This is a genomic window from Pseudomonas sp. GW821-FHT02B10, assembly GCF_059421865.1.
In genome coordinates, this window is sequence record NZ_JBWKVU010000008.1 from 221,667 (window position 1) to 240,516 (window position 18,850).

Sequence of the window (18,850 nt, forward strand, 5' to 3'; positions counted from 1 at the left end):
GACCTGGTCGGCAGCGCCGGGTCCATCCTCCAGGGCCCTGCCTATCAACGCAGGAGTAAAAGGATCAGCAAGCCAAAACGGCTGTTCAGTCCCCAGGACAGCAGTGCCGATATAAACCCGGCATAGGCCAACACCCACGCGAGCTTCTTGAGCAAGGCATGAAGCTTGCTGTCGGGCTTATGCTCGGGGTCACGGGTATGTACTTGATGGACACTCAGTTCCGGGTGTTTGCCTGTACTGAGCAGGATGCTCCCTTCCAGCCGAGTGAGCGCGGAGTTCGAGCGTTCAAAGCATTTCTTGTCATCCATGTGTTTCGCTTCCCTGTTTGAGGCGTCGTTCGCCTGCCATGAACATTCTCCGATTGTCTGTTTCGGGTCAATTCAGGTGATTCTCAATCTGCGGTCAGAAAAGTTACCGGTCAGCCAGCAGACGGCCTGATGGGGACAAGTTGATTACAACCCGGTCGGACTTTTTCTCATGGACCGAGGGTCAACATCCTTCAATGGCCCTCGAATGACAGGAGTGATGAGCGATGAGCGAACGCAAGGCGATGCTGATACTGCACGGCAAGCAGGCCCTCAACGAAGAGGTTCGCGAGGCTGTCGAGCGCAAGCGTGAAGAGGGTTGGGAGCTGGCAGTCCGCCTGACCTGGGAAGCGGGCGACGCCCAGCGCCTGGTGGATGAAGCCCTCGTGACTGGTTACACCCGCCTGATCGCGGGAGGCGGTGATGGCACCTTGCGTGATATCGCCGAGGCCATGGCAGCGCAGGCCAACGATGCCAGTCTGGTGTTGCTGCCGCTGGGGACGGCCAATGATTTCGCGCGGGCGGCCGGCGTGTCGTTACTGCCCCATGAGGCATTGAACCTGCTCGACGTGCCGGCACGGACGATCGACCTCGGCGAGGTCGGTGGCCAGGTATTTCTCAACATGGCCACGGGCGGGTTCGGCAGCCAGGTGACGGCCAATACCTCCGAGGACCTGAAAAAGATTCTGGGGGGCGCGGCCTATCTGTTCACTGGTTTGTCCCGTTTCAACGAACTGCATGCGGCGTACGGTGAACTGCAGGGGCCGGATTTTCATTGGCGCGGCGAGCTGTTGGCCCTGGGGATCGGCAACGGGCGCCAGGCCGGTGGTGGTCATCTGCTGTGCCCTGAGGCGATGGCCGATGACGGATTGCTGGATGTCAGTATCCTGCCGGCCCCCCAGGAGTTGGTGGGCACCTTGAAGGACCTGCTGGCCGGCGGCTGGGGGATCGACAACCTGTTTGTGCGCACGCGCCTGCCCTGGGTTGAAATCAAGGTGTCCGAGGGGCTGGATATCAATCTCGACGGTGAGCCCCTGCAAGGCGAAAACCTGCGTTTTCGCGCGCTCCCAGGGGCATTGCGGGTGCATTTGCCGGAAGACTCCCCGCTGTTGGCGGCTTCGGCGTCTTAATCGTCGAGGCTGATGATCTGTTCGCGGACGGCAAACAGGACCAGGCCGGCCACATCATAGATCTGCAGGCGTTTCATGATCTGCGAGCGGTGGGTTTCCACGGTCTTGATGCTCAGGCCAAGCCCATGAGCGATTTCGCGGGTTGATTTGCCGCGAACGATCAGGCGCAGGATCTCCAGCTGGCGTGCGGTCAGGTTATGGGTTTCGACGGGTTCCGGATGGGGCTTCTGCACGCGGATCAGCGCCTGGTTGATCACCGTGTGGGCAATGGCCGGGCTGAGATAACGCTCGTTGTTGCGCAAGGCGTCGAGCGCGTGCTCGAGCTCGTTGGCGGTGGTGTCCTTGAGCAGATAACCATGAGCACCGGATTCCAGGGCCTGCATGATCAGCGCCGGATCGGTGTGCATCGAGAGAATCAGTACTTTGCTCTGCGGATGCACCACCTTGAGTCTCTTCAGGGCTTCAAGGCCACCGATATCCTTCATGGAAATATCCAGAAGGATAATGTCCGGCGACAGCCTCTCGACCATTTCCAGTACTTGTGCGCCATCGTTGGCTTCGCCGATCACGGCATAGCCAGGAATGTCCATGACCAGGGCACGCACGCCAGCCCTGATGAGCGAGTGGTCATCCACCAGAAGTAAATTGCAGGTCAATGTAAAACCTTATTCGTACTGGCCCGTTCGAGTGCGCGAGGCGCCCAGGGGAAGAGTGCTTCGATTTGTGTGCCCTGGTCGGGCTGGCTGGAAACCTTCAGGGTGCCACCCAGTTGCGCGATTCTTTCCGCCATGCCCGCCATGCCGCGTTGTCCTTGCGCGCCAGGATTGGCCGCTGGGGAAAAGCCACAGCCATCATCGCTGATAAACAGCGAAAGGCCCTCGGGCAGGCGTTGCAGGCGTACCAGCAGGTTATCCGCCTGGGCGTGGCGCAGCATGTTGGTGACGGCTTCCTGAGTGATGCGAAAGGCGGCCACTGCCATCTCCTCGGGGATGCCTGCCAGGCGTTGCTTGCATTCCAGGCTCCAGTGCACGGAAGTGTTTTCCAGGGTCTTCAGCAAGTGTGCCCGCAGGCTGGCTTCCAGGCCCAGGCTGGCCAATTGCCGGGGATTAAGAATGGCCGATACATCGCGCACCTTGGCCAGGGTTTCTTCCAATGTGCTTTGAAGCGTCGTGCAGTGCTGTTGCAGGTCTTCGGGCAGGCGGCGCTTGAGCCATTCGCTTTGCAGCTTGGCGGCAGTCAACAACTGACCAATATCATCATGCAATTCACGACTGAGGCGATGGCGCTCGTTTTCCTGGACTTCCAGCAAGCGATCCGCCAGTTCCTGAGGCTGGAACTTGATCGATTTGCGCGAATCGCCGTAATAGGCCCAGACACTGGCCAGGGCCGCCAGATTCAGGATCAGCAGGCTGAGGGGAAAGGTCGTCGACAGGCAATAGACGGCCAGACTTCCAAGTGCCGAGCATGAGCACAGCAACAGGTTGAGCCAGCGCAGGTTTATTCGAGAGAGAAGCCTGGTGGCAGTTGACTTGAGGCTGGCGTACATAGCGGATGGAGCCAATGAATGTTCGCTGCGGGGAGACCGGTCAAGTCGACTGACGGGCCCCGGTTTGGAAAACGGTATTGTTTGAGTATGCGGCTTCAATTAACGCGGTCTATTCGTTGGGAGCAAGCCTTGCACTGATCAGGTGTGTAACAAGATCAATCTGAAATCACAGTGCCATTAAGGATATCGTTTAGTGGCTGGCATAGTATCAGCTTAGCTACCGTTGGTCGCGCCTCTATATATGTCCAGCGGGTCAGGAATATTGCCTTTTGGGACGTATGTTCCGATTCGCTTGTTTTAACTGGCTCCGCTCAAACAGTGACTGTATCTGGCCTTGGCGAACGGGTAGGCGAGATTCAGAACACTTGAAGTCTCGGGATTGGTTTTATTTAGTTGTGTTAGTTGGTTCTGTCGTTAACAGGCATGAAATATTGGATAACGACATGATGCTGGTCAATGTCACGACATATCTAACGACTGAAGTTAGGTATTAACGACAGGGTCTATGCGTTTCTCTTGGCGATCGAAAAAACTTTGAACGAATTTTGGTGGCAGGACAGGGGGGCGGGCAGAGGGTCGATTTGCACGGCGAGGGATTCGATGAGGGTGGCCTGTTCGTTGCCATCGAGGTTCAACTGCCCAGTCACCGGATCGACGAGTTCAAGCTGCCAGGCCATCAGGCTGAAGCATTCCTCGAGGGTGTCGAGGATCTGCTTGTTCATGTCCGGATGAGGATGGGAGTGATCCAGCAACGCATGAACCTGGCGCGAGAATTCGGCGGTGCTGCGCAGCGCCAGCGCGTCGGTTTTCTCGGCCAGTTTGAGCAGGGTGGACAACATGCACTCGATGGCGTCCTGATCGTTCCTGATCAGGTTGAGATGGTTCAGGCATTCAACAGACTTGGCCAATAGTGCTTCTGCCTCAAGCAGAAAGTCGGGTGACTGGTGCCACTCTTTATCGTCGATCAGCATGCTTGTCTCCACGACGCCACGTCAGATGATGGAATGGTCCGTTTTGTGAGCGGCTGTAAGGTATTACGTCGGTTATGCCGTGGGATATAGGACGAATCTGATTGGTTCTCAATGGGCGAAGACGCTGTGCTGGTGTTTAGTCTGCAGGCGACAGACTGCCGAGCACGGTGTGTCGGCCGCGCTTGGACAGCGGAGGCGGGGGGGCTCGAAGGGGCACCAGCCCATCTTCCTGCGATCACAAACAAAAGCCTGACTCCATTCATGCAATGAGAATGGCGTCACATTAATGGCTATTGGATATTGCGAATATCAGGTTGGTCCTGATTGCCGATAGGGGATTCCCTTACAAAGGGGAACCAAGCGCTGAAATAGAGGTCGCGGCGGGGAAGTTGTGTGGATGAAATCGCGAAGCCAGTAAAGCATGATGTTAATGTGACATCAATGCCTTTGCATGGCATTTTGTACGCGGGTCAAGATTCGGCAAATCGCGCCGATAACCCGCGTTAGTGAATTCATCAGAACAAGCCCAGGAGTCATTACATGGCCGGCATTCTCGACACGGTAGATCAACGCACGCAACTGGTGGGTGAGAATCGCCTGGAAATCCTCATGTTTCGTCTGGCCGGGCGACAGTTGTTCGCGATCAACGTGTTCAAGGTGCAGGAAGTCCTGCAATTGCCAAAGCTGACGCTGATGCCCCAGCGCCATCCGTTCGTCTGTGGCGTGGTCAACCTGCGGGGGCAGACGCTGCCGGTCATCGACCTGTCCCAGGCGATCGGCATGCGGCCACTGGTGCCGGGTCCCAACAGCACCATCATCGTCACCGAGTACAACCGCTCGGTGCAGGCCTTCCTGGTGGGAGGCGTCGACCGCATCGTCAACATGAACTGGGAAGCCATCCTGCCGCCGCCGACCAGTGCCGGGCGCCAGCATTACCTGACGGCGATCAGCAAGGTCGACGATCAACTGGTCGAGATCATCGACGTGGAAAAGGTCCTGGCCGAAATCGTTCCGTACAACGCCAAGGTCTCGCGGGACAAGCTCGACGATCCGGTGCTCGAACGTGCCCGCGGCCGTGAAGTGCTGTTGGTGGACGACTCCAACGTGGCGCTGTCGCAATTGCGCGACACCCTGGGCCAGTTGGGGGTGAAGATGCACATTGCCAGCGACGGCCTGAAGGCCCTGAAGATGCTCAAGGCGTGGGCCGATACCGGGGTCGACATGACCGACAAGCTGCTGATGGTGTTCACCGACGCCGAAATGCCGGAAATGGACGGCTATCGTCTGACCACCGAAATCCGCAACGATCCTCGTCTGCGTGGCCTTTATGTGGTGCTGCATACCTCCCTGTCCGGCAGCTTCAACGAGTCGATGGTGAAGAAGGTCGGTTGCGACAACTTCCTGTCCAAGTTCCAGCCGGACAAACTGGTCGACGTGGTGCGCCAGCGCCTGATGCTGGACGAAGTTCCCGCCTGACGGGAGCATTGGCCGGAGCGACGCCTGCGCGGCAGGTGCTTCTTTGATTCGCGGGCCGGCTCGTATAAGGTTGCTTTTTTTGCTACCCGGGAGCTGGCCATGCGTCTCAGCGCGCTTTATCGATACCCCTTGAAATCCGGCAAGGGCGAGTCCCTGCAACAGGTCGCGCTGGACAGGCTGGGGCTGGAGGGAGATCGACGCTGGATGCTGGTCGATGAACCCAGCGGGCGTTTCCTGACCCAACGTGCGGTCCCGCACATGAGCCAGCTTTCGGCGCTCTGGAACGCCGAGGGAGGGCTGACCCTCAGTGCTCCCGGTTATCCATCCCTCGATGTGCCACTGCCTGGTGCGGATGCCCCGTTACGTGGCGTGACCATCTGGCGCGATACCCTGCGCGTACCGGATGCCGGCGACGAAGCCCATGCCTGGCTGAGCAATTTCATCGGCAAGCCGACCCGCCTGGTACAGGTCCCCCCGGAGCGTGCGCGCACCACTCAGGCCGGTTACGGCAAGGATGACGATCAGGTGGCCTTTGCCGACGGTTTTCCGTTGTTGCTGATTGGCGAGTCCTCCCGGGAAGACCTGTCCAGTCGTGTCGGCCGTCCCCTGGAGATGCTGCGCTTTCGCCCGAACCTGGTGATCGAGGGCTGCCCGGCCTTCGCCGAAGATGGCTGGAAACGCATCCGCATCGGCGATATCGAGTTTCGGGTGGTCAAGCCTTGTGCGCGTTGCATTCTCACCACCATCGATCCGCAGACCGGCGAGCGCAGCGCCGACCGTGAACCGCTGGCCACGCTGCAGCAGTACCGGGCGCAAGAAGGCGGGGCGATGTTCGGGCAGAATCTGGTGAACGATGGCATTGGCCGCCTGGAAGTCGGCATGCCGGTCACGGTGCTGGAATAGTCGGTGGCGTAGAAACGAAAAATGCCCGTATCGTCAGATACGGGCATTTTTTATCGCCGACGATTAGTCCCTGGGAGTGGGATCAGCCGCGGTATTCGCACAGGTAGGCGGTGTCGACGGCCACTTTCAGCTGGAACTTGCTGTTGGCCGGTACGTTGAACTGGCTGCCGGCGGCAAAGGTTTCCCAGTCGTTGCTGTCAGGCAGCTTGACGGTCAGGGCGCCGGAAACCACGTGCATGATTTCCCGTTGAGCCGTGCCGAACTCGTATTCGCCCGGAGCCATGACGCCGATGGTGGCGGGACCTTCGGCCGTGCCGAAGGCAATCGACTTGACGGTGCCGTCGAAGTACTCGTTGACTTTAAACATGGGCGATTCCTCAAAAAGGGGTCAAAAAGGCCGGCCAGTATGCACAAGGCCTTCAGATGCGTCACCTGTTGCGCGGACGGATCAGCCGGGAAGAATCAGAGGCAATAAACGCGCCGTATTGCGGGCATCTTCCAGGGCGCGATGCTGCTGGCCGGTGAACTGCAGCCCGGCCAGTTGCAGCGCGCCGTTCAGGCCCAGCGGTCGTTCGAGGCGGCGGGCCTTGGCGAAGCGTTGCTTGAGGTTCATGTGCGGCAGTTGGGCGAGGGCGCTGTGCAGTTGCGAGCGTTGCCACTCCTGCAGCAGTTGCTTGCGATCGTAGTCGCCCCAGCTGGCCCAGCCCTCCAGGCGCGTGTGATGCTGGCCCAGCCAGCGTTCGAACAGCGGCCAGACTTCGCTCAACGGCTGGGCGCCGTCGATCTGGGCCTGGGTGATGTGGGTCAGTTCACGGCAGAACGGCGTCAGCATCGGCCGCCGCAGCGGGCGCACGAAGCGTTGGAAATGGTCCAGTTCACGCCCTTCGCGGTTCACCAGGGTGGCGCCGATCTCGATGATTTCCATGTCGGTCAGCGGCCAGCCTCCTTCGTCCGTGGTGGCTTCCAGATCAATTACCAACCAGTGGGGCATCACAGGCTCCAGCTTCAACATCCCGATGAGGCTTGAGCGTAGCCAAACCCGACGTCTGCGCCTAGCGGCTTATTCCACCTCCAGCAGAATCTGGCGGCTTTTCACCTGATCGCCGAGATTGACCTGCAGCCGCTTGATCACGCCATCGATACCGGCCTTCAGCGGATGCTCCATTTTCATCGCCTCCAGCACCAGCAGCAGTTGCCCCTTGCTGACGGTCGCGCCCTCGCTGACCAGTACGTCGACTATGGCGCCGTCCATGGGCGCCTTTAGCATGCCGCTGTGGGCGCCGGCCTGGCTGGCGACCGGTGCGTGGCTCAGGTCTTGAAGGTGCAGGTTGCCAGGACGGGTGAACAGCCAGAGCTGCCCGGCTTCCAGGGTGTAGGCGTAGCGGCGGCGGATACCGTCGATGGTCGCGCAGGCCCAGCGGCCATCCGTCTCCAGCAGCTGTACCTCGAAGCCTTGGTCGGCGTGTTGAATCCGCAGCGTTCCGGCCTGGTTATTCAGTTCAAGGTTCCATACGGCTTCACCCGAGCCCAGGCGATAGTGCAGCGGCACACTGGCGTTGTTGCGCCAGCCGGCCAGCGCTGCGCCGTGAGGCTGGGCCGCGTGCTGATAAAACAGTGCCGCGGCCAGGGCCAGTTCGGCGCCGCTTGGCGGTTGCGGGCGCAGGCTTGGATCGTCGGCGAAATGTTCGGCGATAAAGGCGGTGCTGAATTCACCGCTGGCAAAGCCAGGGTGGCGAAGCAGGTTCGCCAACAGCTTCTGGTTGCTCGCCACGCCGGTCAGCACCGTGTCCTCGACCGCGCGCAACAGCTTGCGGCGCGCCTCTTCGCGGGTGGCGCCGTGGGCGATGAGCTTGCCCAGCATCGGGTCATAGAACGGGCTGACGCTCTGGCCTTCCAGCAGGCCGTGATCGATACGCACATCGGCACCCAGTGCCGGTTCCCAGCGCCGTACCTGGCCGGTTTGCGGCAGGAAATCCTGCGCCGGGTCCTCGGCATACAGCCGCACTTCGATGGCATGGCCCTTGAGTTCGACCTGTTCCTGGCGCAGTGGTAACGGTTGACCCGCCGCCACCTGCAGTTGCAGGGCCACCAGGTCCAGGCCGGTGATCATTTCGGTGACCGGGTGTTCGACCTGCAGGCGGGTGTTCATTTCCAGAAAGTAGAATTGCCCCCGTGCATCGAGGAGAAATTCCACGGTGCCGGCGCCGACATAATTCACCGCCCGGCCGGCCTTGAGGGCGGCCTCGCCCATGGCCTGGCGCAGCTCGGCGGTCATCACCGGGCAGGGCGCTTCCTCGACGACTTTCTGATGACGGCGCTGGATCGAGCAATCGCGCTCGCCGAGGTAGATCAATTGTCCGTGGCGGTCGCCGAACACCTGGATTTCCACATGCCGCGGTTCGATCAGCGCCTGCTCCAGAATCAACTCGTCGCTGCCGAAGGCGTGCAGCGCCTCGGAGCGCGCGGTACGCACCTGGGCCAGCAGCTCATCGGCTCGCTGCACCAGGCGCATGCCGCGTCCACCGCCACCGGCGCTGGCCTTGATCATCAGCGGGTAGCCGATGCGTTCGGCTTCGCGTTGCAGGGTCGCATCGTCCTGTTCCGCGCCCTGATAACCGGCGATGCAGGGGACGCCCGCCGCGAGCATCGCCAGCTTGGACAGGCGCTTGCTGCCCATCAGTTCGATGGCCTCGGCGCTGGGGCCGATAAAGGTGATGCCGGCTGCCTCGCAGGCGCTGGCGAATTCGGCGTTCTCCGACAGAAAGCCGTAGCCGGGATGCAGCGCGTCGGCGCCCGTGCGCCGGGTCGCGTCGAGGATCGCCTGGCTGTTCAGGTAGGACTGTTGGACCGCCGCCGGGCCGATACGCACCGCCTCGTCGGCCATCCGCACATGCAGCGCATCGGCGTCGGCATCGCTGAACACCGCCACGGTGCGATAACCCAGGGCTTGGGCGGTGCGCTGGATGCGGCAGGCGATTTCACCGCGATTGGCGATCAGGATTTTGCTGAAGGCGGGCATGGGGGAGCTTCCTGAAGTCGGTGGTGGCTGGGCGGGTTTATCGCGAGCAAGCTCGCTCCTACAAGGTGAGCGTCGTCTCTGCAGGAGCGAGCTTGCTCGCGATGGGGCTCATGAGGCCCACGCCGGTTTGCGTTTCTGCACGAAGGCCATGGTTCCTTCGATGCCTTCGGCACCGGTGACGGCGGCGCCAAACTGTTCCGCTGCGCGATCGAGCAGCGGCGCCAGCGGTTCTTCAGTGCTGGCCAGCAACAGGGCCTTGGTCGCGGCGTTGGCCTCGGGCGCGCAGCACAGCACATGGGCCAGCACTTCATCGAGGCGTTCGGCCAGGGCCTCTGGGCCGTCTTCGACAAAATGCACCAGGCCCAGCCGTTCGGCTTCGTTGCCATCAAAGCGCGCGGCGGTCAGGGCCAGCCGACGGGCCTGGGTCAGGCCGATGCGCTTGACCACAAACGGCGCGATCTGCGCCGGCAGCAGGCCGAGGCTGGTTTCCGGCATGCCGAACTGCGCCTGATGATCGGCGATGGCGATATCGCTGACACAGGCCAGGCCGAAGCCGCCACCCAACACCGAGCCCTGCAGCAGCACGATCAGCACCTGTGGGGTGTGCTGGGCTTCCTCGAGCAGTGTGCCGAACGCCCGGTTCAGTTCCTGATAGGCACTGGCGCCCTGGGCACGGGCACTGGCCATGTCTTTCAGGTCGCCGCCGGCGCAGAAGTGCCCGCCGGCGCCCCTCAGGACCAGGGCGCGAATGCCGCGGTCATCGCGTACCGCCGCCAGCACCGCGCGCAGTTCGGCGACCATGTGCAGGCTCATGGCGTTACGGCTGTCCGGGCGATCGAGGGTGATGTACAGGACGCCGCCACGGGGCGCCAGCAGCAGGGTTTCGCAGGCGGGCAGGCGGCTCATTTTCTTTTCCCCGGCAGGATGCCCATGAGTTTGCAGATGATGCCCAGCATGATTTCGTCGGCGCCGCCGCCGATCGAAACCAGGCGCACGTCGCGGTAGGCGCGGGCCACTGGGTTGTCCCACATGAAGCCCATGCCGCCCCAGTATTGCAGGCAGCTGTCGCTGACTTCGCGGCCCAGGCGCCCGGCCTTGAGCTTGGCCATGGACGCCAGGCGGGTGACGTCCTGGCCGCGCACGTATTGCTCGGTGGCCTGGTACACCAGGGCCCGCAGGCATTCGATTTCGGTGGACAGCTCGGCCAGGCGGAAGTGGATCACCTGGTTGTCGATCAGCGCGCTGCCGAAGGTCTTGCGCTCCTTGCAGTACTCGATGGTGCTGTCGACGCAGTACTCCAGGCCCTTGATCATGTTGGCCGCGCCGAACAGCCGCTCTTCCTGGAATTGCAGCATCTGCATCATGAAACCCGCGCCTTCGTGGCCGATGCGATAGCGCTGGGGCACGCGCACGTTGTCGAAAAACACCTGGGCGGTTTCCGAACTGCGCATGCCGAGCTTGTCCAGGTGCGGGCTGAGGCTGATGCCGGGGCTGTTCATCGGCACCATGATCAGCGACTTGTTGACGTGGGGCTTGTCGTCCGAGGTGTTGGCCAGCAGGCAGATGAAGTCGGCGCTGGGGGAGTTGGTGATCCACATCTTGCTGCCGTTGATCACATAGTCGTCGCCGTCCTTGCGCGCGGTGGTCTTGAGCCCGGCCACGTCGGAGCCGGCACCGACTTCGGAGACACCGATGCAGCCGACCATTTCCCCGCTGATGGCCGGGCGCAGGAACTCCTCGCGCAACTCGTCGGAGCCGAAGCGCGCCAGGGCCGGGGTGCACATGTCGGTCTGCACGCCGATGGACATCGGGATGCCGCCGCAATGGATGGTGCCGAATTCTTCGGCGGCGACGATCGAATAGCTGTAGTCCAGGCCCATGCCGCCGAACTTCTCCGGCTTGGAGATGCCCAGCAGGCCCAGTTCGCCGGCCTTGCGGAATATCTCGTGGATTGGAAAGCGTCCGGCCTTTTCCCATTCCTCTACGTGCGGGTTGATCTCGCGCTCGACAAAATTGCGCACCGTGCGCCGCAGTTCTTCATGTTCCTGGGTGAAGATCATTTTTATTGTTCTCCTCAAGTTGAGTGACGCAATCCCTGAACCTTGTTACCCCTGTAGCCGCTGCCGCAGGCCGAAAACACCGTCGTTGCGGAACTGCTCGCTGTCCCTGTAGCCGCTGCCGAAGGCTGCGATCGGCCCCGCAGGGGACGTGCTCTTGATTCCCTCGAAGACCCTTCGGGCCTTATCGCAGCCTGCGGCAGCGGCTACATCAGAACCGTGCGACGCCGAAGCTGTTGGGTTGTAGCTGACGCACCTGCGCCTCGTGGCAGATATCCAGCAGATAACCCAGCAGGGTGCGGGTATCCCGTGGGTCGATCAGCCCGTCGTCCCACAGGTTGGCACTGCCATACAAGGCCGTGGATTGGCTGTCGAGTTTCTGCGCCGTGACCTGTTCCAGCATATCCAGCATCTGCGGATCGGCCGCCTGGCCCTGCTTGGCATGCTTGGCCTCGGTGACGATGCGCAGCACCTTGCCGGCCTGGGCACCGCCCATCACCGCGGTGCGGCTGTTGGGCCAGGCGAAGATGAAGCGCGGGTCCAGGCCGCGGCCGCACATGGCGTAGTTGCCGGCGCCGTAGGAGCCGCCGACCACGATCGTCAGTTTCGGTACCCGGGCATTGGCCACCGCCTGGATCAGCTTGGAACCGTGCTTGATCACGCCCTGCTGCTCCGACTCGGTGCCGACCATGAAACCGGTGGTGTTGTGGAAAAACAGCAGCGGGGTGCAGCTCTGGTCGCACAACTGAATGAACTGCGCGGCCTTGCTTGCGCCTTTCGGGGTGATCGGCCCGTTATTGCCGATAAAACCGCAAGGGCGTCCCTGGATCTGCAAATGGCCGCAGAGGGTCTGCGGGTCGAACTCGCCCTTGAACTCGAGGAAGTTCGAACCGTCGGCGATGCGCGCGATGATTTCCCGGGCGTCATAAGGCTTTTTCGGGTCGTCGGGAATCAGCCCCAGCAGCTCGTCGATCGGGTATAGCGGTTCCGTGTAGGTGCGGGTCGGCTGTAGCGGCAGCCGGGCATTCCATGGCAGGGCTGCGAGGATTTCCCGCACGATGCGCACGCCGTCGCCGTCGTTTTCCGCCAGGTATTCCGCGGTGCCGGCCACCTGCGCATGCATCTCGGCGCCGCCCAGTTCTTCATCGGTGGCCACCTCGCCGGTGGCGGCCTTGAGCAATGGCGGGCCGGCGAGAAACAGCTTGGCCTTGCCGCGCACCACCACCACGTAATCCGACAGCCCCGGCTGGTAGGCCCCGCCGGCGGTGGCCGAGCCGTGGACCACGGTGATCTGCGGCAGGCCCATGGCCGACATGCGTGCCTGGTTGGCGAAGCTGCGCGCGCCTTCGACGAAAATCTCCGCCGCGTAATTGAGGTTGGCGCCGCCGCTTTCGGCCAGGGTCACCACCGGCAGTTTGTTTTCCATGGCGATCTGCTGCAGGCGCAGGGATTTTTTCAGGCCGCTGGGGGAGATGGTGCCGCCCTTGATCGCACTGTTGTTGGCCACCACCAGCACCCGCACGCCGCTGACGTAGCCGATGCCGGCGATCAATCCGCCACCGGCCTGGCTGCCATCCTTGTCGTCGTGCAGCTTGTAGCCGGCCAGGCTCGCCAGTTCGAGAAAGGGTGCGCCGGGGTCGAGCAGCAGGTTGAGGCGTTCGCGGGGAAGCAGTTGCCCGCGCTTTTCGAATTTCGCCTTGGCCTCGGCGGCCTTGGCCAGCAGGTTCTGTTCCAGCTGGCGGATCTGCGCGATGCCGGCCAGCATCGCTTCGCGGTTCTGCTGGAACTGCGGGCCGTGGGGATCGAGCTGGGACTGTATGACTGGCATGGCTTATTTCCCGTCCTTGAGTGGCTCGTCCTTCAGCACATCCGGCAGGTAGGCGCGGTGGAAGCCGTTGTAGGACTCGCTGTGGGACGCCTTGTGCAGCGGCCAGGCACGGCTGCCCAGGCTGGCGGCGCCGTCGATGCGCAAGGTGCTGCCGCTGATGAAGGCCGCCGCCGGGCTGAGCAGGAAGACGATGGCGGCGCTGACTTCCGACTCGGTGCCGATGCGCTTGAGCGGCACGTGTTCGCGCAGGGTCGGGATCACCGCCTTGAATGCGCCTTCGTAGGTGTCCATGCCGCTGGAGGCGATCCAGCCCGGTGCCACGGCGTTGACCCGCACCCCGGCATGGCCCCATTCGAACGCGGCGGTCTTGGTGAAATTGTCCATCCCCGAACGGGCGGCGCCGGAATGGCCCATGCCGGGCATGCCGCCCCACATGTCGGCGAGCATGTTGACGATGCTGCCGCCGTGCTTGCTCATGGACTGGTTGAAAACTTCCCGGGCCATGAGAAAACCGCCCACCAGGTTGGTGCGCAGCACGGTTTCAAACCCTTTCTGATTGATCGAGGCCAGGGGCGAGGGGTACTGCCCGCCAGCGTTGTTGACCAGGCCATGCAGCGGCCCGTGGTCACGGATCAGTTCGCTGACCAGGGCCTTGACCGCTTCCTCGTCGCGGATATCGCAGGCATGTCCGCTGGCCTGGCCGCCGTCTTCGGCGATCTCCGCGGCCACCTTGTGCAGCTTGTCCGCCTTGCGCCCCACCAGCAGCACCCGGGCGCCAAGGGCCGCCAATTCATGGGCGGTGCAGCGCCCGATGCCGCTGCCGCCGCCGGTGACGACCAGGGTCTGGCCGGCGAACAGGTCGGGTTTGAAAATCGAGTCGTAGCCCACGAAAAGCCTCCTTCAGTTGACGGCGTCGGCGATGCTCTGCGGCACCGGGATCTGGATTTCCAGCAACTGCTGGGCGAAGGCCTTGCCTTGCGGGTCGATGCGCAGGCTGGCGACACCGCCGCCGCCGAGGGCGTTCTCCAGCAGGAAATTCAGGCTATGGCTACCCGGCAGGTACCAGCGCTGGACCCGGCCATGCACCGGGTCCAGCACATGGCTCATCCAGTCCACCACGACGGCGGGTGTCAGGGCCTCGGCGATCCACGGCAGGTATTCGGGGGCGCGGGCCATGACCCCTATATTGCTGTGGTTGCCCTTGTCGCCGGAGCGTGCCACCGCCAGCTTGACCAGCGCCACGCTGGCGTCGGCGCGGCCCACGGGGCTGGCCACGGCATGGGGCGCGGGCAGGGCGCTGGCGTCGAGGCTGTCGAGCTCGGGCAGCTCGACCCGGTGGCGCTGGCCGGCCATCTCGACTTCCAGGGTGCAGGCGCTCTTGTCGATCAGGAACGAGAACAGGCGGATCAGCGGATAGACTGTGGGCCGGCCGCCGACGATGCCGGTCAGGCCCGGGGCCATGCCCGTGGCGGCCTGGGCGATCTCCCGGGAAAACAGCACCAGCGCGCGTTTGTCCGGATGGCGCACGGCGAGCTTGATCACCACTTCGCGGCTGTCCTGGCGCTGACCATGGGGGCCATAGGTGGCTTCGCTGCCGAGCAGTTCGATATTGACTTCGCTGTAGGGCGCCCAGCCGCGCTGGCCGAACATTTGCGTGGTCTTGTCGATGATCGCCTGGCTGACCCGACGTGCCTTGGCCACCGCGTCGATGCCGGCGATCAGGCAGCTGGCGGTGCAGCGGAAACCGTCCGGGTAAGTGGCGCTGACCTTGTACTGGCCGGTCGGCGGCAGGCCCTTGGCGCCATGCACGCTGACCGCATTCTTGCCCTGTTGGCGCAGCTTGACCTGGGTGAAGTCGCAGACCACATCCGGCAGCAGATAGGCCCGTGGGTCGCCGATCTCATAGAGCAGCTGTTCGCCGACGGTCAGCGGCGTGACCAGCCCGCCGGAGCCTTCGGGCTTGCTCACCACGAACTGGCCGTCGGCGCTGACCTCGACGATGGGAAAGCCGATGTGTTCGTAGTCCGGCACATCGCGCCAGTCGGTGAAGTTGCCGCCGGTGCACTGCGCGCCGCATTCGATGATGTGCCCGGCGAGGGCGGCCTGGGCCAGTTTGTCGTAGTCGTGCCAGGACCAGCCGAATTCATGCACCAGCGCCGCGCTGACCACCGCGCTGTCGACCCCGCGACCGGTGATGACGATGTCGGCGCCCAGCTTCAGGGCTTCGACTATCCCGGGGGCGCCTAGGTAGGCGTTGGTGGACACGCACATCGGCGGCAGCGGCGCACCGCTGAACATTTCATGAATGCCGCTGCCGCTCAGTTGCTTGAAGCGGGGTTGCAGGTCGTCGCCCAGCAGCACGGCGATTTTCAGGGCCACGCCGGCCTGGTCGCAGGCCGCTTGCAGGGCCGCGGCACAGGCCTGCGGGTTGATCCCGCCGGCGTTGCTGATGACCCGGATCTCCTGCCGGGCGATCTCGCCCAGTAGCAGGCTCAAGACCTCGACGAAATCCGTGGCGTAGCCGGCAGTAGGGTCCTTCATTCGCGCGCCGGCCATGATCGACAGAGTGATCTCGGCCAGGTAGTCGAACACCAGGTAATCCAGGCGGCCGCCCTCCACCAGTTGCGCGGCGGCGCTCGAGGTGTCGCCCCAGAAGGCGCTGGCACAACCGATGCGAAGGGTCTTGGTCATGGCTGGGGCTCTCGATAAAAGACTCGATAAAAAGACGCGATGACAGAACTGGATCGAGACTACCAAGCAAGCGCTTGGTTTGTAAACGTCGGAAATATCTTATTCCCAAGCGCTTGCTTGGTCGTCCCCACGGGCTTAAATTGCGCGCGCAAGCTCCCTGTTTCAGGGGGCTGCCCGCATAACGATCGAGCGAATGTAGGAGAGAGGCCGTGGACGAGCAAAAAGCCTTGCTGGTGATGCGCCAGCTGGTCGCCAACGGGCAACTGACCGATCCGGACAGCGCCCGCGGCAAGCTGCTGCAAACCGCGGCTCACCTGTTTCGCAACAAAGGCTACGAGCGCACCACGGTGCGCGACCTGGCCGGCGCGGTGGGCATCCAGTCCGGCAGCATCTTTCATCACTTCAAGAGCAAGGACGACATCCTGCGCGCGGTGATGGAGGAAACCATCCACTACAACACCGCCCTGATGCGCGCCGAACTGGCCGAGGCCGGCAGCGTGCGCGAGCGGGTGCTGGCGCTGATCCGCTGCGAGTTGCAATCGATCATGGGCGGCAGCGGCGAGGCCATGGCAGTGCTGGTCTACGAATGGCGCTCGTTGTCGGCCCAGGGCCAGGCCGACGTCCTGGCGCTGCGCGACATTTATGAGCGGATCTGGTTGCAGGTGCTGGGCGAGGCCAAGGAGGCCGGCTTTATCAAGGGCGATGTGTTCATTACCCGGCGTTTTCTCACTGGGGCGCTGTCCTGGACCACCACCTGGTTCCGCGCCGAGGGCAGCATGACCCTGGAGCAACTGGCCGAGGAAGCGCTGACCCTGGTGCTCAAGGAGCCGTAGGCCTCCTGCAAGTAATTAATTATTCAGTGGAAAGTTGTCGAAGCCAGGGAAACCGCCTAGTTTTAATGGCATTGCCCTGTTTCTTTTCTTGAGGTGAGTTGCCTTGATGTCTTCGCCAATGCGGACGGCTTTGCGAGTGCTGGTGTGGGGCCTGGCCACCCTGACGGTTTTTCCGGCCTGCGCTGCGCAGTTGGTACGCGTGGGGGCGGCGCATTTTCCCCCTTATACCGTGCGTCCCGAGCAGGGCGCCGACACCGGGCTGCTGCCGCAACTGGTGGACGCCTTGAACGCGCTGCAGAGCGACTACCAATTCGTTCTGGTGCCGACCTCGATTCCCCGGCGTTTTCGCGATTTCGAGCAGGGGCGCGTCGACATGGCGATTTTTGAGAACCCGGCCTGGGGCTGGCAGAACATTCCCCACACCAGCGTCGACATGGGCCTGGAAGATGCCGAAATCTTCACCGCCCAGCGCGAGCCCGGCCGCGGCCAGGAATATTTCGCCGACCTCAAGGGCAAGCGCCTGGCCCTGTTCAGCGGTTACCACTACGCGTTCGCCAACTTCAATGCCGACCCCAAGTACCTGGCCGACACCTACAACGCGACCCTGACCTATTCCCACGACAGCAACCTGCTGATGGTGCTGCGCGGTCGTGCCGACATTGCGCTGGTAACCCGTTCCTACCTCAGTGATTTCCTTTCGCACAATACTGACACGGCGCAGCAATTGTTCGCCTCCGATCGGATCGATCAGGTCTACCACCACTACGCGCTGATTCGCCCCATGGCGCCGATCAGCGGCGAAAACTTCGCCAAGTTGCTGGGGCGCCTGCGCGACAACGGTGAATTGCTGAAGATCTTCGATCCCTACCGCATCGTGGTCATGCCACCGGCCAAATGAAGCCGCCGGCAAGGCGGCTTGCCTAAATTTCCCTGTGCGGCTCACGTCACTTGGTTGAACACTGATGACGCTGAGTCCGTGCCATGTCCTCTCTCGATACGCTGTCCGCTGTGGCCGTTGCCGATACCTGCCGTTGCGCTGCCGATCCCGCTGGCCTGCAAGCGCTGCGCCTGGCCGGTATTGAAACGAGCGGTGCCAGCCGCGGGCCTGGCACGCCACTGCCACCGGCGGGCAGCGAGGTGCTGCAAGCCTTGCGTGGGCAAGAAGGGTGGCGTGACGAGTGGATGGCCGGCTGGTTATCGACCCTGGTGCATTCGTTATGCCTCGACCACGGGCCGAGCGAATGGCTGGCCGAGGACGCGGGCCAGGGGCTCGAGCAGCAGGAGCGTTGCCTGCATTGTGGGAGAGCCTTCGATTTTTCCCACAAGCGCGCCGCCTTGCTGATTCTGGCGCAGGGGCGGGGGGACGGACGGCATCAGACGGTCGAGAAGATCTGGCGGGAGCGTTCCTGTTCGCGGTAGCGCCGTGGCTGACGGTGGCTATCGCGATCAGGTGCGGGAGTCGCGTGCGGCGCGGATCAGTGGCGGGCGTAGGTGTCGGCGCGGTTGCCCGAGACTTTGCGGCAATGCACCAGCGCATCGCGAATCATGAAGTTCACCAGTGTCGGCGAGACCCCGAGTTCCTTGGCGATGTCCTTTTGCGGCACGCCATGCAGGCGATACATCTCGAAGGCATAGCGGGTGCGGCTGGGCAGCTCCGTCAGCGCGTCGGCAATGTGTTCCAGGGTCGAGAAATTGATGTGTGAGGTTTCCGGCGACGCTCCCTGCACGACCACATTCAGACCCTCTTCTTCAGTGCCCGAATACTTCTGCTCCAGCGCCTGCTTGCGATAGTGGTCAATCGCCAGGTTGCGCACGATCTGGAACAGATAGCTCAACTGCGCCTTGAACGATGAGGTGATCTGCGGCGCCGATTGCAGCCGGAAGAACGCGTCTTGCACCACGTCTTCGGCACGGGAACGACAGCCGGTAATGCGCGCCGCGATCTTGACCAGGATCAGGCGGTTGTCGACAAAGGCCTGGAGTAGCGGTGAATCGCACCTGCTTGTGGATACTTGTTCCGTCATGGAAATCACCTTGCTGCAAAAGGGTTAGTAGGACGACAGAAATTTCAGATTCGTCTTACACATCGAG

General features: G+C 62.6%; 19 protein-coding genes. 6 read left to right on the top strand and 13 right to left on the bottom strand.

What is annotated here, in order from left to right:
• Nucleotides 1-44: 44 nt before the first annotated feature.
• Nucleotides 45-308: a hypothetical protein gene (locus AC07VU_RS18880; protein ID WP_009044924.1), complete on the bottom strand. Its 264-nt coding sequence runs from the start codon at nt 306-308 to the stop codon at nt 45-47.
• A gap of 224 nt (nt 309-532) precedes the next feature.
• On the opposite strand from AC07VU_RS18880, the gene yegS reads away from it, so the two are divergent.
• Nucleotides 533-1,435, top strand: a complete 903-nt coding sequence (yegS, locus tag AC07VU_RS18885; RefSeq protein WP_495030239.1) for a lipid kinase YegS — start codon at nt 533-535, stop codon at nt 1,433-1,435.
• Here the strand turns inward: yegS and AC07VU_RS18890 are convergent.
• The 3 genes from AC07VU_RS18890 to AC07VU_RS18900 form a co-directional block, all read right to left on the bottom strand.
• Nucleotides 1,432-2,091 (bottom strand): response regulator, encoded by a 660-nt coding sequence (locus AC07VU_RS18890; protein WP_009044922.1) that lies wholly within the window; start codon nt 2,089-2,091, stop codon nt 1,432-1,434. The two genes, yegS and AC07VU_RS18890, sit on opposite strands and share 4 nt — an antisense overlap.
• Nucleotides 2,088-2,981: a sensor histidine kinase gene (locus AC07VU_RS18895; protein WP_277590031.1), complete on the bottom strand. Its 894-nt coding sequence runs from the start codon at nt 2,979-2,981 to the stop codon at nt 2,088-2,090. Before AC07VU_RS18895 ends, AC07VU_RS18890 begins: the two co-directional genes overlap by 4 nt.
• 503 nt (nt 2,982-3,484) lie before the next feature.
• Entirely contained in the window at nt 3,485-3,952 is a 468-nt protein-coding gene (locus tag AC07VU_RS18900) for a hypothetical protein (protein ID WP_102679601.1), read from the bottom strand.
• A gap of 540 nt (nt 3,953-4,492) precedes the next feature.
• Here AC07VU_RS18900 and AC07VU_RS18905 point away from each other — a divergent pair.
• Together AC07VU_RS18905 and AC07VU_RS18910 are read left to right on the top strand one after the other, a co-directional pair.
• Nucleotides 4,493-5,428 (top strand): chemotaxis protein CheV, encoded by a 936-nt coding sequence (locus tag AC07VU_RS18905; protein WP_009044919.1) that lies wholly within the window; start codon nt 4,493-4,495, stop codon nt 5,426-5,428.
• A gap of 99 nt (nt 5,429-5,527) precedes the next feature.
• Nucleotides 5,528-6,331 (top strand): MOSC domain-containing protein, encoded by an 804-nt coding sequence (locus tag AC07VU_RS18910; RefSeq protein WP_495030240.1) that lies wholly within the window; start codon nt 5,528-5,530, stop codon nt 6,329-6,331.
• Nucleotides 6,332-6,413: 82 nt separating this feature from the next.
• On the opposite strand, the gene ppnP is transcribed toward AC07VU_RS18910, so the two are convergent.
• The 8 genes from ppnP to AC07VU_RS18950 all read right to left on the bottom strand — a co-directional run bounded on the left by ppnP (nt 6,414) and on the right by AC07VU_RS18950 (nt 15,926).
• A complete protein-coding gene (ppnP, locus tag AC07VU_RS18915; RefSeq protein ID WP_007930001.1) occupies nt 6,414-6,698 on the bottom strand; it encodes a pyrimidine/purine nucleoside phosphorylase in 285 nt (94 codons plus the stop codon).
• Between the two features lie 81 nt (nt 6,699-6,779).
• A complete protein-coding gene (locus AC07VU_RS18920; RefSeq protein WP_007930003.1) occupies nt 6,780-7,322 on the bottom strand; it encodes a 3'-5' exonuclease in 543 nt (180 codons plus the stop codon).
• Nucleotides 7,323-7,391: 69 nt separating this feature from the next.
• Nucleotides 7,392-9,350, bottom strand: a complete 1,959-nt coding sequence (locus tag AC07VU_RS18925; RefSeq protein ID WP_495030241.1) for an acetyl/propionyl/methylcrotonyl-CoA carboxylase subunit alpha — start codon at nt 9,348-9,350, stop codon at nt 7,392-7,394.
• 108 nt (nt 9,351-9,458) lie between these two features.
• Nucleotides 9,459-10,256: an enoyl-CoA hydratase/isomerase family protein gene (locus tag AC07VU_RS18930; RefSeq protein ID WP_495030242.1), complete on the bottom strand. Its 798-nt coding sequence runs from the start codon at nt 10,254-10,256 to the stop codon at nt 9,459-9,461.
• Entirely contained in the window at nt 10,253-11,410 is a 1,158-nt protein-coding gene (gene atuD / locus AC07VU_RS18935) for a citronellyl-CoA dehydrogenase (protein ID WP_007930006.1), read from the bottom strand. Before atuD ends, AC07VU_RS18930 begins: the two co-directional genes overlap by 4 nt.
• Before the next feature lie 208 nt (nt 11,411-11,618).
• Nucleotides 11,619-13,235, bottom strand: coding sequence for a geranyl-CoA carboxylase subunit beta (gene atuC, locus AC07VU_RS18940; RefSeq protein WP_495030243.1), 1,617 nt, complete (start codon nt 13,233-13,235; stop codon nt 11,619-11,621).
• Between the two features lie 3 nt (nt 13,236-13,238).
• Nucleotides 13,239-14,123 (bottom strand): SDR family oxidoreductase, encoded by an 885-nt coding sequence (locus AC07VU_RS18945; protein WP_007922898.1) that lies wholly within the window; start codon nt 14,121-14,123, stop codon nt 13,239-13,241.
• Between the two features lie 12 nt (nt 14,124-14,135).
• The gene (locus AC07VU_RS18950) at nt 14,136-15,926 is read right to left on the bottom strand and encodes an acyclic terpene utilization AtuA family protein (protein ID WP_495030244.1); all 1,791 of its coding nucleotides are present in this window, start codon (nt 15,924-15,926) and stop codon (nt 14,136-14,138) included.
• Between the two features lie 209 nt (nt 15,927-16,135).
• On the opposite strand from AC07VU_RS18950, the gene AC07VU_RS18955 reads away from it, so the two are divergent.
• The 3 genes from AC07VU_RS18955 (at nt 16,136) to AC07VU_RS18965 (ending at nt 18,178) form a co-directional block, all read left to right on the top strand.
• The gene (locus AC07VU_RS18955) at nt 16,136-16,759 is read left to right on the top strand and encodes a TetR/AcrR family transcriptional regulator (RefSeq protein WP_009044910.1); all 624 of its coding nucleotides are present in this window, start codon (nt 16,136-16,138) and stop codon (nt 16,757-16,759) included.
• A gap of 106 nt (nt 16,760-16,865) precedes the next feature.
• On the top strand, nt 16,866-17,657 hold the full coding sequence (locus tag AC07VU_RS18960) for a substrate-binding periplasmic protein (protein ID WP_274304233.1): 792 nt from the start codon (nt 16,866-16,868) through the stop codon (nt 17,655-17,657).
• A gap of 83 nt (nt 17,658-17,740) precedes the next feature.
• Nucleotides 17,741-18,178: a pyoverdine biosynthesis protein gene (locus AC07VU_RS18965; protein ID WP_495030245.1), complete on the top strand. Its 438-nt coding sequence runs from the start codon at nt 17,741-17,743 to the stop codon at nt 18,176-18,178.
• 56 nt (nt 18,179-18,234) lie between these two features.
• On the opposite strand, the gene AC07VU_RS18970 is transcribed toward AC07VU_RS18965, so the two are convergent.
• Nucleotides 18,235-18,783: an RNA polymerase factor sigma-70 gene (locus tag AC07VU_RS18970; protein WP_007922891.1), complete on the bottom strand. Its 549-nt coding sequence runs from the start codon at nt 18,781-18,783 to the stop codon at nt 18,235-18,237.
• Nucleotides 18,784-18,850: the final 67 nt, after the last annotated feature.

What these genes read in the sequence shown, in the direction of transcription:
- AC07VU_RS18880 (WP_009044924.1), bottom strand. Translation starts at nt 308, where the DNA reads ATGGATGACAAGAAATGCTTTGAACGCTCGAACTCCGCGCTCACTCGG.
- yegS (WP_495030239.1), top strand. Translation starts at nt 533, where the DNA reads ATGAGCGAACGCAAGGCGATGCTGATACTGCACGGCAAGCAGGCCCTC.
- AC07VU_RS18895 (WP_277590031.1), bottom strand. Translation starts at nt 2,981, where the DNA reads ATGTACGCCAGCCTCAAGTCAACTGCCACCAGGCTTCTCTCTCGAATA.
- AC07VU_RS18900 (WP_102679601.1), bottom strand. Translation starts at nt 3,952, where the DNA reads ATGCTGATCGACGATAAAGAGTGGCACCAGTCACCCGACTTTCTGCTT.
- AC07VU_RS18905 (WP_009044919.1), top strand. Translation starts at nt 4,493, where the DNA reads ATGGCCGGCATTCTCGACACGGTAGATCAACGCACGCAACTGGTGGGT.
- AC07VU_RS18910 (WP_495030240.1), top strand. Translation starts at nt 5,528, where the DNA reads ATGCGTCTCAGCGCGCTTTATCGATACCCCTTGAAATCCGGCAAGGGC.
- ppnP (WP_007930001.1), bottom strand. Translation starts at nt 6,698, where the DNA reads ATGTTTAAAGTCAACGAGTACTTCGACGGCACCGTCAAGTCGATTGCC.
- AC07VU_RS18920 (WP_007930003.1), bottom strand. Translation starts at nt 7,322, where the DNA reads ATGCCCCACTGGTTGGTAATTGATCTGGAAGCCACCACGGACGAAGGA.
- AC07VU_RS18925 (WP_495030241.1), bottom strand. Translation starts at nt 9,350, where the DNA reads ATGCCCGCCTTCAGCAAAATCCTGATCGCCAATCGCGGTGAAATCGCC.
- AC07VU_RS18930 (WP_495030242.1), bottom strand. Translation starts at nt 10,256, where the DNA reads ATGAGCCGCCTGCCCGCCTGCGAAACCCTGCTGCTGGCGCCCCGTGGC.
- atuD (WP_007930006.1), bottom strand. Translation starts at nt 11,410, where the DNA reads ATGATCTTCACCCAGGAACATGAAGAACTGCGGCGCACGGTGCGCAAT.
- atuC (WP_495030243.1), bottom strand. Translation starts at nt 13,235, where the DNA reads ATGCCAGTCATACAGTCCCAGCTCGATCCCCACGGCCCGCAGTTCCAG.
- AC07VU_RS18950 (WP_495030244.1), bottom strand. Translation starts at nt 15,926, where the DNA reads ATGACCAAGACCCTTCGCATCGGTTGTGCCAGCGCCTTCTGGGGCGAC.
- AC07VU_RS18960 (WP_274304233.1), top strand. Translation starts at nt 16,866, where the DNA reads ATGTCTTCGCCAATGCGGACGGCTTTGCGAGTGCTGGTGTGGGGCCTG.
- AC07VU_RS18965 (WP_495030245.1), top strand. Translation starts at nt 17,741, where the DNA reads ATGTCCTCTCTCGATACGCTGTCCGCTGTGGCCGTTGCCGATACCTGC.
- AC07VU_RS18970 (WP_007922891.1), bottom strand. Translation starts at nt 18,783, where the DNA reads ATGACGGAACAAGTATCCACAAGCAGGTGCGATTCACCGCTACTCCAG.